Annotated in this window: 9 protein-coding genes; 3 read left to right on the top strand and 6 right to left on the bottom strand. The window is 39.5% G+C overall.

Annotated features, from left to right (window positions below; genetic code table 11):
• Window positions 1–52 precede the first annotated feature (52 nt).
• Window positions 53–1,201, bottom strand: coding sequence for a tyrosine transporter TyrP (tyrP, locus tag M1F17_RS08510; protein ID WP_231135994.1), 1,149 nt, complete (start codon window positions 1,199–1,201; stop codon window positions 53–55).
• Between the two features lie 479 nt (window positions 1,202–1,680).
• Between tyrP and M1F17_RS08515 the strand changes: the two genes are divergently transcribed.
• Window positions 1,681–3,021, top strand: coding sequence for an anaerobic C4-dicarboxylate transporter (locus tag M1F17_RS08515; protein WP_004259891.1), 1,341 nt, complete (start codon window positions 1,681–1,683; stop codon window positions 3,019–3,021).
• Window positions 3,022–3,093: 72 nt separating this feature from the next.
• Here M1F17_RS08515 and yfaE read toward each other — a convergent pair whose 3' ends face one another.
• The 4 genes from yfaE to ubiG all read right to left on the bottom strand — a co-directional run bounded on the left by yfaE (window position 3,094) and on the right by ubiG (window position 7,880).
• Entirely contained in the window at window positions 3,094–3,357 is a 264-nt protein-coding gene (gene yfaE, locus M1F17_RS08520) for a class I ribonucleotide reductase maintenance protein YfaE (protein WP_004259896.1), read from the bottom strand.
• Window positions 3,358–3,359: 2 nt separating this feature from the next.
• Window positions 3,360–4,496, bottom strand: a complete 1,137-nt coding sequence (gene nrdB, locus M1F17_RS08525) for a class Ia ribonucleoside-diphosphate reductase subunit beta (RefSeq protein ID WP_004259897.1) — start codon at window positions 4,494–4,496, stop codon at window positions 3,360–3,362.
• Between the two features lie 11 nt (window positions 4,497–4,507).
• Window positions 4,508–6,799 (bottom strand): class 1a ribonucleoside-diphosphate reductase subunit alpha, encoded by a 2,292-nt coding sequence (nrdA, locus tag M1F17_RS08530; RefSeq protein WP_004259904.1) that lies wholly within the window; start codon window positions 6,797–6,799, stop codon window positions 4,508–4,510.
• A 358-nt stretch (window positions 6,800–7,157) separates the two neighbouring features.
• A complete protein-coding gene (gene ubiG / locus M1F17_RS08535; RefSeq protein ID WP_094962306.1) occupies window positions 7,158–7,880 on the bottom strand; it encodes a bifunctional 2-polyprenyl-6-hydroxyphenol methylase/3-demethylubiquinol 3-O-methyltransferase UbiG in 723 nt (240 codons plus the stop codon).
• Between the two features lie 308 nt (window positions 7,881–8,188).
• On the opposite strand from ubiG, the gene gyrA reads away from it, so the two are divergent.
• On the top strand, window positions 8,189–10,804 hold the full coding sequence (gyrA, locus tag M1F17_RS08540; RefSeq protein WP_201276746.1) for a DNA topoisomerase (ATP-hydrolyzing) subunit A: 2,616 nt from the start codon (window positions 8,189–8,191) through the stop codon (window positions 10,802–10,804).
• A 213-nt stretch (window positions 10,805–11,017) separates the two neighbouring features.
• Complete coding sequence (gene rcsC / locus M1F17_RS08545; protein ID WP_231665152.1) at window positions 11,018–13,804, top strand: two-component system sensor histidine kinase RcsC; 2,787 nt, start codon at window positions 11,018–11,020, stop codon at window positions 13,802–13,804.
• A gap of 78 nt (window positions 13,805–13,882) precedes the next feature.
• On the opposite strand, the gene rcsB is transcribed toward rcsC, so the two are convergent.
• A complete protein-coding gene (gene rcsB / locus M1F17_RS08550; RefSeq protein ID WP_004259923.1) occupies window positions 13,883–14,533 on the bottom strand; it encodes a response regulator transcription factor RcsB in 651 nt (216 codons plus the stop codon).
• Window position 14,534 lies beyond the last annotated feature (1 nt).

A 14,534-nucleotide genomic window follows, 5' to 3' on the forward strand; every position in this document is an offset into this window, starting at 1 on the left:
ACAAAAGCCGTAATTTGAAGTTATCCGAATTACGGCTTAATTTATCAATTTGTTAGCCGACGTTCGGTAAGAAGCCGGCAACAATCGAAAATTGGATAGCGATTACTGCCACACCACATGCCAACACTAAGGCTAAAATAGGTGTACCACCTTTAACTTGATACCCACCTTGAGATTCTAATTTACGTACACGTAATGTTAGCAATGCAGGAATAATCAGCGCTAAGACCGAGAGTGCAACAGCTGCATAAGTTAATGCTTGTACGAAACTACTAAAGAATAGGGCAGCCAATAATGGCGGAACAAAGGTGAGTAAGCCTGTTTGCACTCGACCGATAAAATGATTACTCCGTTTGAATAAGTCGGCGAGGTAATCAAATAAGCCTAATGCGACACCTAAGAAAGATGTGGCCAACGCTAAATCCATAAACAAGCTGACGGCGATATTAACGCGAGGTGTAGCGACAACATCGCGGATCGCGGTGAGTAACCCATTTAGACCTGATTCCTGCGCTAGTATTCCGAGAAAAGTATGTGATGGAATAGACCCTAACGTCGCAATCTGCCATAGAATATAAGCAACTAAAGGAATTGCGCTTCCGGTAATGAAAATCATACGTAATTTACGTACATCCCCATTCATATAGTTAACTAAACTTGGGACGCTGCCATGGAAACCAAAAGAGGTAAAAATAACGGGTACTGCGGCAAGGATAAGGCCTTTTTCAATTGGCATGGTGCTTAAGTTTACGGCTTCCGCGTGTGGCATCATTACAACTAACATGATGACTAAAAAAATCGTTTTTGCTGTGAATAAAATTCGGTTAATAAAATCGACGGAATGCGTACCAATACAGACAACTGCACCACCAATAATAGTAAATGCAATAATGGCAGTGTCAGTTGAAATTTTAAAGCCCCACCATGAAGACAGACTATCTGAAATTAATACGCCAGCTCCACCGATATAAGCGGTTGTTAATGCGTACATTAATAGCAGCATACTTAGCCCAGTCACTATCTGGCCAATTGGGCCAAGATATTTTTTAGCAACGGAGCCTAAGCCCATATTTGCAGGGTTATGCTGATACACTTCAACTAACAGTAATGAGGTATAGCTCATTAACATCCATAATCCAACAAGCAAACAAACGATGCCTGTGAAACCGACTCCTGCAGCGGCAAGTGGCATTGCCAACATCCCTGCACCTATTGTTGTCCCTGCAACGATTAACACACTGCCAAGCGTACGATTCTTCACAAGTTCCTCTAATTGAATTTGAATAATTAATAAGTGATGCAGATTATGCGATTGCAAGTTCTCTGTCAAATGTAAATTACAGTGAGTGTAATGTTAAGTTTACAATAATAATCAAGTAGATAGAGAGACTCAAGACAATGAGCAGAGTTAATAAAGTAAAGAAAAAATGATGATTTAAAGTGACTAAAGGTAAATTTAAATGGAGTGAGTTGTTAAAATTGGTGTGGTAGTTGATTGATTTTTATCAAAATGGTAGGTAACTGAATAGTATGTCAGTTACTTAATTAAAATTATGTGATGAGGTCAAAATAAAAGCATAAAAAATAAAACTAAATTGATTTTGAAGTTATCATAAATCAAATTAATGCTTGAAAATCATCCCGATAATATATGTAAACATATATATAAAGGATGGAACTATGGACTTTATGATTCAACTCGCCATTATCCTTGTTTGCTTATTCTATGGAGCAAAAAAAGGGGGAATGGCACTCGGGCTATTAGGTGGTGTTGGTCTAGTTATCTTAGTTTTTGGCTTTGGTTTACCGCCTGGAAAACCGCCTGTTGATGTAATGCTTGTTATCATTGCTGTTGTTGCCGCATCAGCAACGTTACAAGCATCAGGCGGCTTGGATGTCATGCTGCAAATTGCAGAACGACTACTGCGGAAAAACCCTAAGTACATTTCTATTGTGGCACCTTTTGTGACATGTATCTTAACCATTTTGTGTGGTACAGGGCATGTGGTGTATACAATTTTACCTATCATTTACGATGCGGCGATTAAAAATAATATTCGCCCTGAAAGACCAATGGCTGCGAGTAGTATTGGCGCGCAAATGGGGATTATCGCTAGCCCAGTTTCAGTTGCCGTTGTTTCATTAGTCGCAATGCTAAATGGTGTGACAATCAATGGTAAGTCACTCGAATTTTTGGATTTATTAGCAATTACTATTCCATCAACATTAATTGGTATTTTAGCTATTGGTATTTTCAGTTGGTTTAGAGGTAAAGATCTCGATAAAGACCCTGTATTCCAAGAGTTTATCTCAGTCCCTGAAAACCATGATTATGTCTATGGTGACAGTGTGACACTGCTAAATACCAAATTACCGAAAATTAATTGGGTCGCGATGTGGATTTTTTTAGCTTCCATCGCAGTTGTGGCATTACTTGGCGCATTTTCTGAACTTAGGCCGCTAATTAACGGTAAGCCACTATCCATGGTTTTAGTCATCCAGATGTTTATGTTATTAGCAGGTGCGCTAATTATCATTATTTGTAAGACTAATCCAGGACAAATTTCAAAGAATGAAGTATTCCGTTCAGGGATGATTGCGATTGTTGCAGTATATGGTATCGCATGGATGGCAGAAACCATGTTCGGTGCTCATATGGATGAAATTAAAGGAACTTTAGGTTCTTTAGTGAAAGATTTCCCTTGGGCTTATGCAGTTATCTTATTATTAGTCTCTAAGTTTGTTAACTCACAAGCAGCTGCTCTGGCTGCTGTAGTACCAATTGCACTAGGGATTGGTGTTGACCCGGCTTATATTATCGCTTCTGCGCCTGCGTGTTATGGGTATTACATTTTACCAACTTACCCGAGTGACCTTGCGGCAATTCAATTTGACCGTTCTGGAACAACGCGTATTGGTAAATTTGTTATCAACCACAGCTTCATTCTACCGGGGTTAATTGGGGTGGGTGTTTCTTGTGTATTTGGTTGGATATTTGCGGGATTATATGGTTATTTATAATCAATAAAGCAAGTGAATAAAAAGTGATTGCACAGGTAACTGATAGACAGCTGTGCAATCACCTATTTTAGATTAACCAATTTCAATATCTGAAAGTGGATGACAGCAACAAGGCAGAATTTCTCCATCTTGCACAAATGCAATAGGTTTTTGCTTATAGCCCACTTTCCCATGTAATAACGTCACTCGGCATGAACCGCAGTAGCCTTCACGGCATTGATATTCTACAGGAATACGGCTGTCTTCTAAGGCTTCCAACAAACACGAATGGACTTCAGTATGGAAGGGGACTTGAACACCCTGCGTTAACCGCAGGGTGATTTTATGGCTTGCCATGCTTATAGTTCGAAGTCGCTCAAATCGTCGGTATCGACTTGAGAGTCAATTTGGCCGACTAAATAAGAACTGACTTCAACCTCTTGAGGCGCAACTTGTACGTTGTCAGACACCAACCATGCGTTGATCCATGGAATTGGGTTTGAACGCGTTTCAAATGGCAATTTCAGACCGACAGCTTGCATGCGAATATTAGTAATATATTCAACATATTGGCATAAAATATCTTTATTTAAACCAATCATAGAGCCTTCGCTGAATAGGTAGTCAGCCCACTCTTTCTCTTGCTCTGCCGCTTGAACGAATAAGTCATAACATTCTTGCTCGCACTCTGCCGCGATTTCTGCCATTTCTGGGTCATCTTGCCCCGAACGTAACAGGTTCAACATGTGTTGTGTACCAGTTAAGTGCAGTGCTTCATCACGTGCGATCAGTTTGATGATTTTAGCATTTCCTTCCATTAGCTCGCGTTCAGCAAACGCAAATGAACAAGCGAAGCTAACATAGAAACGAATTGCTTCGAGCGCATTAACGCTCATTAGGCACAGGTACAGCTGCTTCTTCAACTGACGCAGAGAAACAGTAACTTGCTTACCGTTGCAAGTATGCGTGCCTTCACCAAACATATGATAGTAATTGGTCATTTCGATCAGGTCATCGTAAAAACCAGAAATATCTTTAGCACGTTTTAAAATTTCTTCATTTTCAACGATATCGTCAAAAATAATGGCAGGGTCATTCACAATATTACGAATAATATGTGTATACGAACGTGAGTGGATAGTTTCAGAAAACGCCCACGTTTCAACCCAAGTTTCCAGTTCAGGAATCGAAATCAGTGGCAATAATGCCACATTAGGGCTGCGGCCCTGAATAGAGTCCAGCAGCGTTTGGTATTTCAGATTACTGATAAAAATATGTTTTTCATGATCTGGTAGCGCATTATAGTCAATACGGTCTCGAGAGACATCAACCTCTTCAGGGCGCCAGAAAAACGACAGTTGTTTTTCAATCAGCTTTTCAAAAATAGGGTACTTTTGCTGATCATAACGCGCCACGTTAACAGGCTGGCCGAAAAACATCGGCTCCAGCATTTGGTCATTTTTTTTCTGTGAAAACGTTGTATATGTGTGTGACATAACAATTCCTATTAAATTTTACACGCGCCGCCTTCGCAATCGGAATCCGCTGACTCAACAACTTCTTCCAGATCGCCCTGAACATCTTCCGCCCCATCGCGAGTGTTATGATAGTAAAGTGTTTTCACACCAAACTTATAGGCGAGCAATAAATCTTTTAGCAATTGGTTCATTGGCACTTTACCGCTCTCAAAACGAGTTGGGTCATAGTTTGTGTTAGCAGAAATCGACTGGTCGATAAATTTCTGCATGATACCAACGAGTTGTAAGTAGCCACTATTTGAAGGCATTTGCCACAGTAGCTCATAAGCACCTTTCAGATTTTCGTAATCAGGCACCACTTGGCGCAAGATACCATCTTTAGAGGCTTTAATACTGATATAACCACGCGGTGGTTCAATACCATTAGTTGCGTTAGAAATCTGTGATGATGTCTCTGAAGGCATCAATGCAGACAGTGTCGAGTTACGCAGACCATGTTGTTTAATTTCTTGGCGTAACGCTTCCCAATCGTAATGTAAAGGTTCATTAGTTAACTTATCGAGCTCTTTTTTATAGGTATCGATAGGCAAAACGCCTTGTGCATAGGTTGTTTCGTTGAACCATGGGCAAGCACCTTGCTCTTTTGCTAACTCATTCGAGGCTTTTAATAGATAATACTGAATGGCTTCGAATGTTTTATGCGTTAAGTTGTTTGCACTGCCATCAGAATAACGAACACCGTGCTTCGCGAGATAATAAGCGTAGTTAATCACGCCAATACCTAATGTACGACGGCCCATTGAGCCTTGTTTAGCCGCAATGATTGGGTAATCTTGGTAATCAAGTAGCGCATCGAGTGCACGAACAGCTAATATTGCTAGCTCTTCTAATTCATCTAGACTATCAATCGCCCCTAAGTTAAATGCCGATAATGTACACAGCGCAATTTCACCATTTTCGTCATTTATATTATTTAATGGCTTAGTTGGCAGCGCAATTTCTAAACATAAGTTCGATTGACGAACAGGCGCAATCTGCGGGTCAAATGGGCTATGTGTATTACAGTGGTCAACGTTTTGAATATAAATACGGCCAGTAGACGCACGCTCTTGCATCATTAATGAAAATAGCTCAACCGCTTTAACGCTCGATTTACGAATATTTTCATCTTGCTCATATTTCACATATAGACGTTCAAATTCGTCTTGATCTGCGAAAAAGGCGTCATAAAGACCCGGAACGTCCGATGGGCTGAATAATGTAATGTCTTGGTTTTTAATCAGACGCTCATACATTAACTTGTTTAATTGCACACCGTAATCCATATGGCGAACACGGTTACCTTCAACCCCACGGTTATTCTTTAGAACCAGTAAGCTTTCTACTTCAAGGTGCCAAATAGGGTAGAACAAGGTTGCAGCGCCACCACGAACACCACCTTGCGAACAAGATTTAACCGCAGTTTGGAAGTGTTTATAGAATGGAATACAACCTGTATGGAAAGCTTCTCCACCACGAATTGGGCTGCCTAATGCACGGATACGGCCTGCATTCACCCCAATCCCTGCACGTTGTGAGACATATTTCACAATTGCGCTTGAGGTTGCATTGATAGAATCCAAGCTGTCACCACACTCAATCAGTACGCAAGAGCTGAATTGACGTGTAGGCGTACGTACCCCCGCCATAATCGGCGTAGGTAATGAAATTTTGAATGTTGAAACGGCATCATAGAAACGACGGATATAATCGAGGCGTGTTTCTTTTGGATAATGTGAAAATAGGCAAGCTGCAACTAAAATATATAAAAACTGTGCGCTTTCATAGATTTCACCCGTTACACGGTTTTGAACTAAATATTTCCCTTCAAGCTGTTTTACAGCCGCATAGGAGAAGTTCATATCACGCCAATGATCAATAAAGCTATCCATTTGCTCGAACTCTGCTTCAGAGTAGTCTTCCAGCAAATGCTTGTCATATTTCCCCATTTCAACGAGGTGTTTAACATGCTTATATAATGCAGGCGGTTCAAACTGGCCATAGGCTTTCTTGCGTAAGTTAAAAATAGCAAGACGTGCAGCTAGGTATTGGTAATCAGGTGTATCACCCGTAATTAAATCTGCTGCTGCTTTGATCATCGTTTCGTGAATGTCAGAAGTTCTGATCCCATCATAAAACTGAATCTGTGAACGTAACTCCACTTGAGAAACGGATACGTTACTTAGGCCTTCAGCAGCCCAGGTGATTACCTTGTGGATTTTATCAAGATCAATGCGTTCTTTATGTCCATCACGCTTTGTGACTAACAGACTCTGGTTCATGAGCAAGTACACCTTGGTTGAACTACAAATAGTTTAAAATAAACATAAAAAAGCTCATGGTTTAATGCCATGAGACTAGTTGTATTATGTTTTGTTGTACCACTATATGTAGTAGTTTGTTTAGAATACCATAACAAGATAATGTTAATATGTGATTTTATCAAGTGAACAAATTAGAGGGATCTTGTGGATAACTGGTTGGATAAGAAAAGTGATCATGTCGGTAAGCTGCATGGTAAAAGGCATTAATAAAAAAAATGCTTCCGACATGAGGACTAAAATAAATTTTGTAAAATGCGATCGTTTGCTGCTTTCTTAAACGTAGTGCTTGTGATTTATTCTTTTCACGACTAAATGACTATTCGTTTACCGTATGCAGCATATAGTTTACATCAACATTTGGCCCAAGCCAGAACTTGTCTGTTAATGGATTATAATGCAACCCTATGATATGTTTGTCTTTTAATGGTGTGCCGTCAATCCAATGAATTAACTCAGAAGGGCGAATAAACTTGTTTGCGTCATGAGTGCCTTTTGGGACGATTTTCATTATATATTCAGCAGCAACCACAGCCATTAGCCATGCTTTTTTATTACGGTTGATGGTTGAAAAAATTACGTGTCCACCCGGTTTGACTAATTTTGCGCAAGCCCTAACGACAGACTGAGGGTCCGGAACATGTTCAAGCATCTCCATACACGTGACAACATCATAGGCTTGAGGGTGCTTGTCTGCATGTTGTTCAACGGTTTCTTGTACATATTCAACTGGAATGCCGGACTCAAGAGAATGTAAGCGAGCAACCATTAAAGGCTCGGCACCCATATCAAGACCGGTGACTTCTGCACCTTCACGCGCCATACTTTCCGATAAAATGCCACCGCCGCAGCCAACATCAAGAATTTTTTTACCGAAAATACCGTCTACACGCTGCATAATATAACCTAAGCGTAATGGATTGATGCGGTGTAGTGGGGCAAATTCCCCTTCTAAGTCCCACCAACGTGAGGCAATGGACTCGAATTTTTCGATTTCTTGCTTATCGACGTTAAGGTAGGTTGGGGTTTGGGTGTCATTCATACAAAGAAGCTCCTATTTTTAACCTATTACCCGAAAGCCTATTAACGATAGTTATATTTAAACTGTATTTAAACTATGTTTAATAGGGGGAATAGTAGCCCGACAAGCATTGATGGCTAAAATATAAACAACAATGTAATTATTGCAGTTATTAATTGATAAACCTTCAAGTTTCGGACACATAAACTTAATTTTCCGCTATTATACATAGCTTGGAAGACAAATACCCGTCTCTTATTTTTATTAAATTGGCGAATTGTGGTATAGTTCTACTCTTTGAATCCGAAGTTATGAGGGACAGTGGTTCCATGAGCGAGATTGCCAGAGAAATCACACCAGTTAATATCGAAGAAGAGCTTAAAAGTTCGTATTTGGATTATGCAATGTCCGTTATTGTCGGCCGTGCGCTTCCAGATGTTCGAGATGGACTGAAGCCAGTACACCGCAGAGTACTGTATGCGATGAATGTATTGGGAAATGATTGGAATAAACCCTATAAAAAATCTGCCCGTATTGTTGGGGACGTCATCGGTAAATACCATCCACATGGTGATATCGCTGTTTACGAGACAATTGTTCGTCTTGCACAGCCTTTCTCAATGCGTTACATGCTGGTTGATGGTCAGGGAAACTTCGGTTCAGTTGACGGAGACTCCGCTGCGGCAATGCGTTATACGGAAATCCGTATGGCGAAAATTGCCCATGAGCTACTTGCTGACCTTGAAAAAGAAACCGTTGATTTCGTTCCAAACTATGACGGAACAGAGCAAATTCCTGAAGTCATGCCAACGAAAATTCCAAACCTTTTGGTTAATGGGTCGTCTGGTATTGCGGTTGGGATGGCAACCAATATTCCTCCTCACAATTTAGGGGAAGTGATTAATGGTTGTCTTGCTTATATAGAAGATGAAGACATCAGTATTGAAGGTTTAATGGAACACATTCCAGGGCCTGATTTCCCAACAGCGGCTATTATCAACGGCCGTCGTGGGATTATTGATGCATATCGTACAGGGCGTGGCAAGGTCTATATCCGTGCAAGCGCTGAAGTGGAAGTCGATGAGAAAAATGGTCGCGAAACCATTATTGTCAGCGAAATCCCTTATCAAGTGAATAAAGCTCGCTTGATTGAAAAAATTGCAGAGTTAGTTAAAGACAAACGTGTTGAAGGAATCAGTGCACTGCGTGACGAGTCGGATAAAGACGGTATGCGCATTGTTATTGAAGTTAAACGCGATGCTGTGGGTGAAGTTGTCCTGAACAACTTATATTCCTTGACTCAATTGCAAGTTTCTTTTGGTATCAATATGGTGGCTCTACATCAAGGGCAACCGAAAATACTGAATTTAAAAGATATCATTGCTGCTTTTGTGCGCCACCGTCGTGAAGTTGTCACTCGTCGTACGATTTTCGAATTGCGTAAAGCGCGTGACCGTGCTCATATCCTTGAAGCACTGGCAATCGCACTTGCTAATATTGACCCAATTATTGAATTGATCCGTAAAGCACCAACGCCAGCTGAAGCTAAAGCAGGGTTAATTGCACGTTCTTGGGATCTGGGTAATGTAGCGGCAATGCTAGAGCGTGCAGGTGATGACGCAGCTCGTCCTGAGTGGTTAGAACCACAGTTCGGTGTTCATGAAGGGCAATATTTCCTGACTGAGCAACAAGCTCAAGCTATTTTGGATTTACGTCTCCAAAAATTAACCGGTCTTGAGCACGAAAAACTACTGGAAGAGTACCGTGATCTTCTAGTACAAATTGAAGCTTTACTGTTTATTTTACGTAGTCCTGAACGTTTGATGGAAGTGATTCGCGAAGAGTTAGAAATTATTCGTGATACTTATAATGACCCTCGTCGTACAGAAATTACAGAAAATACCGCAGACATCAATATTGAAGATTTGATCAATCAAGAAGATGTGGTAGTGACATTATCTCACCAAGGTTATGTGAAATATCAGCCTCTGTCTGATTACGAAGCACAGCGCCGTGGTGGTAAAGGTAAATCTGCTGCACGGACAAAAGACGAAGACTTCATTGAACGCTTATTGGTCGCCAATACGCACGACACCATCTTGTGTTTCTCAAGTCGTGGGCGTTTGTATTGGATGAAAGTTTATCAGTTGCCAGAAGCGAGTCGTGGTGCTCGTGGTCGTCCAATTGTTAACTTATTACCACTTGAGCAAGATGAACGCATTACTGCTATCTTACCTGTACGTGAATATGAAGAGGGCTATAACGTCTTCATGGCAACGGCGAGTGGTACTGTGAAGAAAACACCTTTACAAGAGTTTAGCCGCCCAAGAAGTGCCGGTATTATTGCAGTGAACTTGAATGAAGGTGATGAACTGATTGGGGTTGATTTAACCGATGGTTCAAATGAAGTCATGCTGTTCTCTGCACAAGGTAAAGTTGTGCGCTTCGCTGAAGATGCAGTTCGCCCAATGGGACGTACTGCAACGGGTGTTCGTGGAATTAAATTAATGGATAACGATAAAGTCGTATCCTTGATCATTCCACGTGGTGAAGGCCATATCTTAACTGTCACAGAAAATGGTTATGGTAAACGTACTGAAGAAGCAGAATACCCAACTAAATCGCGTGCAACTCAAGGGGTTATTTCTATCAAAGTGAGTGAGCGAAACGGTAATGTTGTTGGTGCTATTCAAGTTGATGAAACTGACCAAATCATGATGATTACGGATGCCGGCACATTAGTGCGTACCCGTGTATCTGAAGTGAGCGTCGTTGGCCGTAATACGCAAGGTGTGACCTTGATTAGAACAGCTGAAGATGAAAAAGTGGTTGGTTTACAACGTGTTGCTGAAACAGATGATGATGAAAATAATGATGATGAGAATGCGATTGAAAACACTGAAGAAAACGGTGTTGATGATGCAAATATCGACGATCAAGAGTAATTATCGCGTTTAATTTAATGAACGGGTAGCATATTAGCTGCCCGTTTTAGTTTCTAGTCTAAATTTCTTAGTTTTATTACTTTTCATGTCTGTCGCTTTTTTATTATGTAATCGAGTATAATTAGCGATCATCGTATCGAATATACAGGAAAACGCTTGAGATACTTACCCTCGTTTAAAACATCACTTAGACTTTCTCGGGATTTATTTCGTATCCTCGGCTTGATGTTGTGGGGCATGGGTGCTTTTATCACTTTATTTTTCCTTTATTCGCAATTTAATGAATACAAATCTGATCTTCGCCAGCAGTTCTATTCTGGGTATGAAAACCTACAAGTCTATATACAGCAAACGGCGGCGACACTGAATTCTATTCAGTCGATGACTGATCTGTACCAAATAAAGCTGCAAGAATCGACAGAGGAAAATACTTTTACGAGTAAATTTATGGAATTGCCAAATGCCTCTAATTACTCGTTCTATAAATTAACTCCGAATACGGATTGTGATCATTTTAGGGATAAAGCTGAAAACTATTTGCAGGCTTTTGAACAACTGAATTATTTTTGGAAAGAGAGTATTGCAGCGCCTCAAGCTTTAAACCATGTCTTTTTAGTGGGTTCGAAAAGTTATTGTCTGGTGGATTATCCTATTCGTTCTACAATATCGGATATAGAAATACTAAAAAAAGTTAGCTACGAAAGTGTGCGAACTTATCAAGGTTTAAGGCTACAAGGTAAAGAGCGTAAGCTATTTACCATTACGCATGGTGCTCAGCCGGATTATGGGCAGGTTTACTTAATTCAAGCAATCAAGCACGATAATCTGCTCCCCGCATTTATTGGGTTAGAACGTTCAATTAATTTAAATCAATTTAATATACGGCGAAATAAGGCTATCGAAATATTGATAATTAACGACTATAACCAGCCTGTTTTATATTCACCTACAGATATCAATCCTAAGAGCTCTGCATTGCTCAATATTTCTGAGCCTTCATTTTTCGGTTTTAACTCAGATTACTCAAAATTAATCTTCAAAAAAAGGTTAGCACCTTCTCAAATTACGGTCATTTTCTCAATTGCGACGTCGGAAATATTAGCGAGTTTAGAAAACACCATTTTTTACGGTATCCTCCTAAATATTTTTACGGGTGGGCTGATTTTCTTTTTAATTTGGTTACTTGAAAGGAAAATGCTAGAACCCGCAGAGAACACTGCGATACGGCTTGAGGAACATGAACAATTCAACCACAAAATTGTAGCATCAGCACCGGTCGGTATCATCATTTTAAGATTAACAGATGGTGGTAATATTCTCAGTAATGAATTAGCCCATGACTATTTTCGGCTGTTAAATGATGATGATAAACAGCGAATATTGACAATTATTCGCCAAAAATCGAGCAATTATATAGATGTGGTGACAACCAACGGCACACACTTACAAATTAGCTTTGTAAACTCTCGATACCAAAATGAAGATGTCGCTATTTGTGTATTAGTTGACATTAGCATTCGTGTTCAAATGGAAAAATCGCTACAAGATGTAGCCGATGCGGCGGAACAAGCAAACCATGCTAAGTCAATGTTTTTAGCGACAGTTAGTCATGAATTAAGAACGCCGTTATATGGAATTATTGGTAATATAGAATTACTACAACGTTATGAATTACCTGAGAAAGCAACACGCTTAGTCTCAACTATGGATAATTCATCTTCACTTTTATTGCAGATTATTAGTGATATTTTAGACTTTTCGAAAATTGAATCTAAGCAATTGAAAATAGAAAGCAAATTGTTTAATTGTCGAGAGGTTTTTGCGTTTGTATTAGCAAATTACCTGCCATTAGTCACGAAGAAAAAAATATCTTTATATTCTTTTATTGAGCCTAATATACCTGATCTCATTTTGAATGACCCTGTTCGTTTACAACAAGTGATTTCTAACATTGTTAATAATAGTATTAAGTTTACAGAATCAGGTTTTGTATTGCTTTATGTATGGAAAGATGAGAATTATTTAAAGATTGAAATACGTGATTCAGGGATTGGAATGACACATGCGGTGGTCATGAAGTTGTTTGATCCATTCTTTCAAGTTTATGACCAAAATAATATGGGCCATAAAGGAACTGGTTTAGGTCTAGCTATTTGCGAAAAACTGGTTAACCTCATGGATGGTGACATTGAGGTCAGTTCCCAAATTGGACTTGGTAGTTCATTTACTATTCGAATTCCTTTATATGGTCAAGAATATCTTAAGAAAAATATTCCAGAATACCGGGCTCATTATCGGATTGCTGTTTCGTGTCGAAATGAATTTTTAATGAACTTTCTTTTGCGTTTATTAAGTCAAGAACAATTTTCTGTTGTCCGCCATAATACAACGGATAAGACACAACATTATGATCTCTTAATAACTGATTATGAGCAGGCTGAAAGGGGCATTTGTGAACATCATATCCAATTATCAAGTATTTATGCTGGTGAACTCCACCAAATAAAACAAAACCAGTGGATTTATAATACATATCAATTAGATAAATTACCTATCTTAATTGATAAAGCCATCATGAAAACGGCCGAACAATCGCTGAAAAATAGTACAGTAAATCCATCATTGGTTGCTGACCATTCGTTAAGTGAACATCATGTATTAATTGTCGATGACCACCCAATTAATAGAGCATTATTGAGTGAACAATTAGCGACTATCGGTTTTACTACAGGCACAGCGATAGATGGGCTAGATGCATTAAAATATTTAGATAATCATCATGTTGATATTGTTTTAACGGATGTAAATATGCCAAATATGGATGGCTACCAGTTGGCAAAGGAACTGCGCCGTTTAGAGTTCAATTTACCCGTTATTGCATTAACTGCTAATGCAATGGCAGAAGAAAAGCAACGCTGTATTAACGCAGGAATGAATGATTGTTTATCAAAACCGACAACAATTGCAATTTTACGTGAGACTTTGACGCGCTATTGTTGAATGTGACTAAAAAAGGACGCAAAAATAAAAACCCATAATTGGGTTTTTATTGGCGTAGTCTTATAGTTAAAATGAAATTTACTCTGAAGGCGAGTTATCAATGCTGACAGAAGAAAGGTAATTCAGTAGCGCTATATCATTTTCAACACCTAATTTCAGCATAGCTGATTTTTTCTGGCTACTGATTGTTTTTATACTGCGGTTAAGTTTCTTTGCAATTTCAGTGACCAAAAAACCTTCAGCAAACAAGCGTAGCACTTCACTTTCTTTTGGTGATAAACGTTTATCGCCATAGCCGCTTGCATTGACTTTTTCTAACAGTTTGCTCACGCTTTCTGGTGTGAATTTTTTGCCTTTCTGTAAAGCCGCTAAAGCTTTAGGTAAATCAGCTGGCGCACCTTGTTTTAACACAATTCCTTCAATATCCAGCTCTAAAATAGCGCTAAGAATGGCAGGGTTATTGTTCATAGTGAGAACAATAATTGACAGGTCAGGATAATGCCGCTTGATGTATTTGATTAAAGTAATACCATCACCATATTTGTCACCTGGCATAGATAAATCAGTAACTAGCACGTCTGCATTTAAACGTGCTAAGTTATTAATCAAAGAGGTTGAGTCCTCAAATTCCCCTACGATATTCACCCATTCAATTTGTTCAAGTGATTTTCTGATGCCGAAAAGAACGATAGGGTGATCATCGGCAACAATGACATTTAGGTTATTCATA

It is taken from the genome of Providencia sp. PROV073 (assembly GCF_033688125.1).
Classification (GTDB): Bacteria; Pseudomonadota; Gammaproteobacteria; order Enterobacterales; family Enterobacteriaceae; genus Providencia; species Providencia hangzhouensis.

Coding starts and splice junctions, on each gene's coding strand:
- tyrP (WP_231135994.1), bottom strand. CDS start 1,201: ATGTTGGCAATGCCACTTGCCGCTGCAGGAGTCGGTTTCACAGGCATC.
- M1F17_RS08515 (WP_004259891.1), top strand. CDS start 1,681: ATGGACTTTATGATTCAACTCGCCATTATCCTTGTTTGCTTATTCTAT.
- yfaE (WP_004259896.1), bottom strand. CDS start 3,357: ATGGCAAGCCATAAAATCACCCTGCGGTTAACGCAGGGTGTTCAAGTC.
- nrdB (WP_004259897.1), bottom strand. CDS start 4,496: ATGTCACACACATATACAACGTTTTCACAGAAAAAAAATGACCAAATG.
- nrdA (WP_004259904.1), bottom strand. CDS start 6,799: ATGAACCAGAGTCTGTTAGTCACAAAGCGTGATGGACATAAAGAACGC.
- ubiG (WP_094962306.1), bottom strand. CDS start 7,880: ATGAATGACACCCAAACCCCAACCTACCTTAACGTCGATAAGCAAGAA.
- gyrA (WP_201276746.1), top strand. CDS start 8,189: ATGAGCGAGATTGCCAGAGAAATCACACCAGTTAATATCGAAGAAGAG.
- rcsB (WP_004259923.1), bottom strand. CDS start 14,533: ATGAATAACCTAAATGTCATTGTTGCCGATGATCACCCTATCGTTCTT.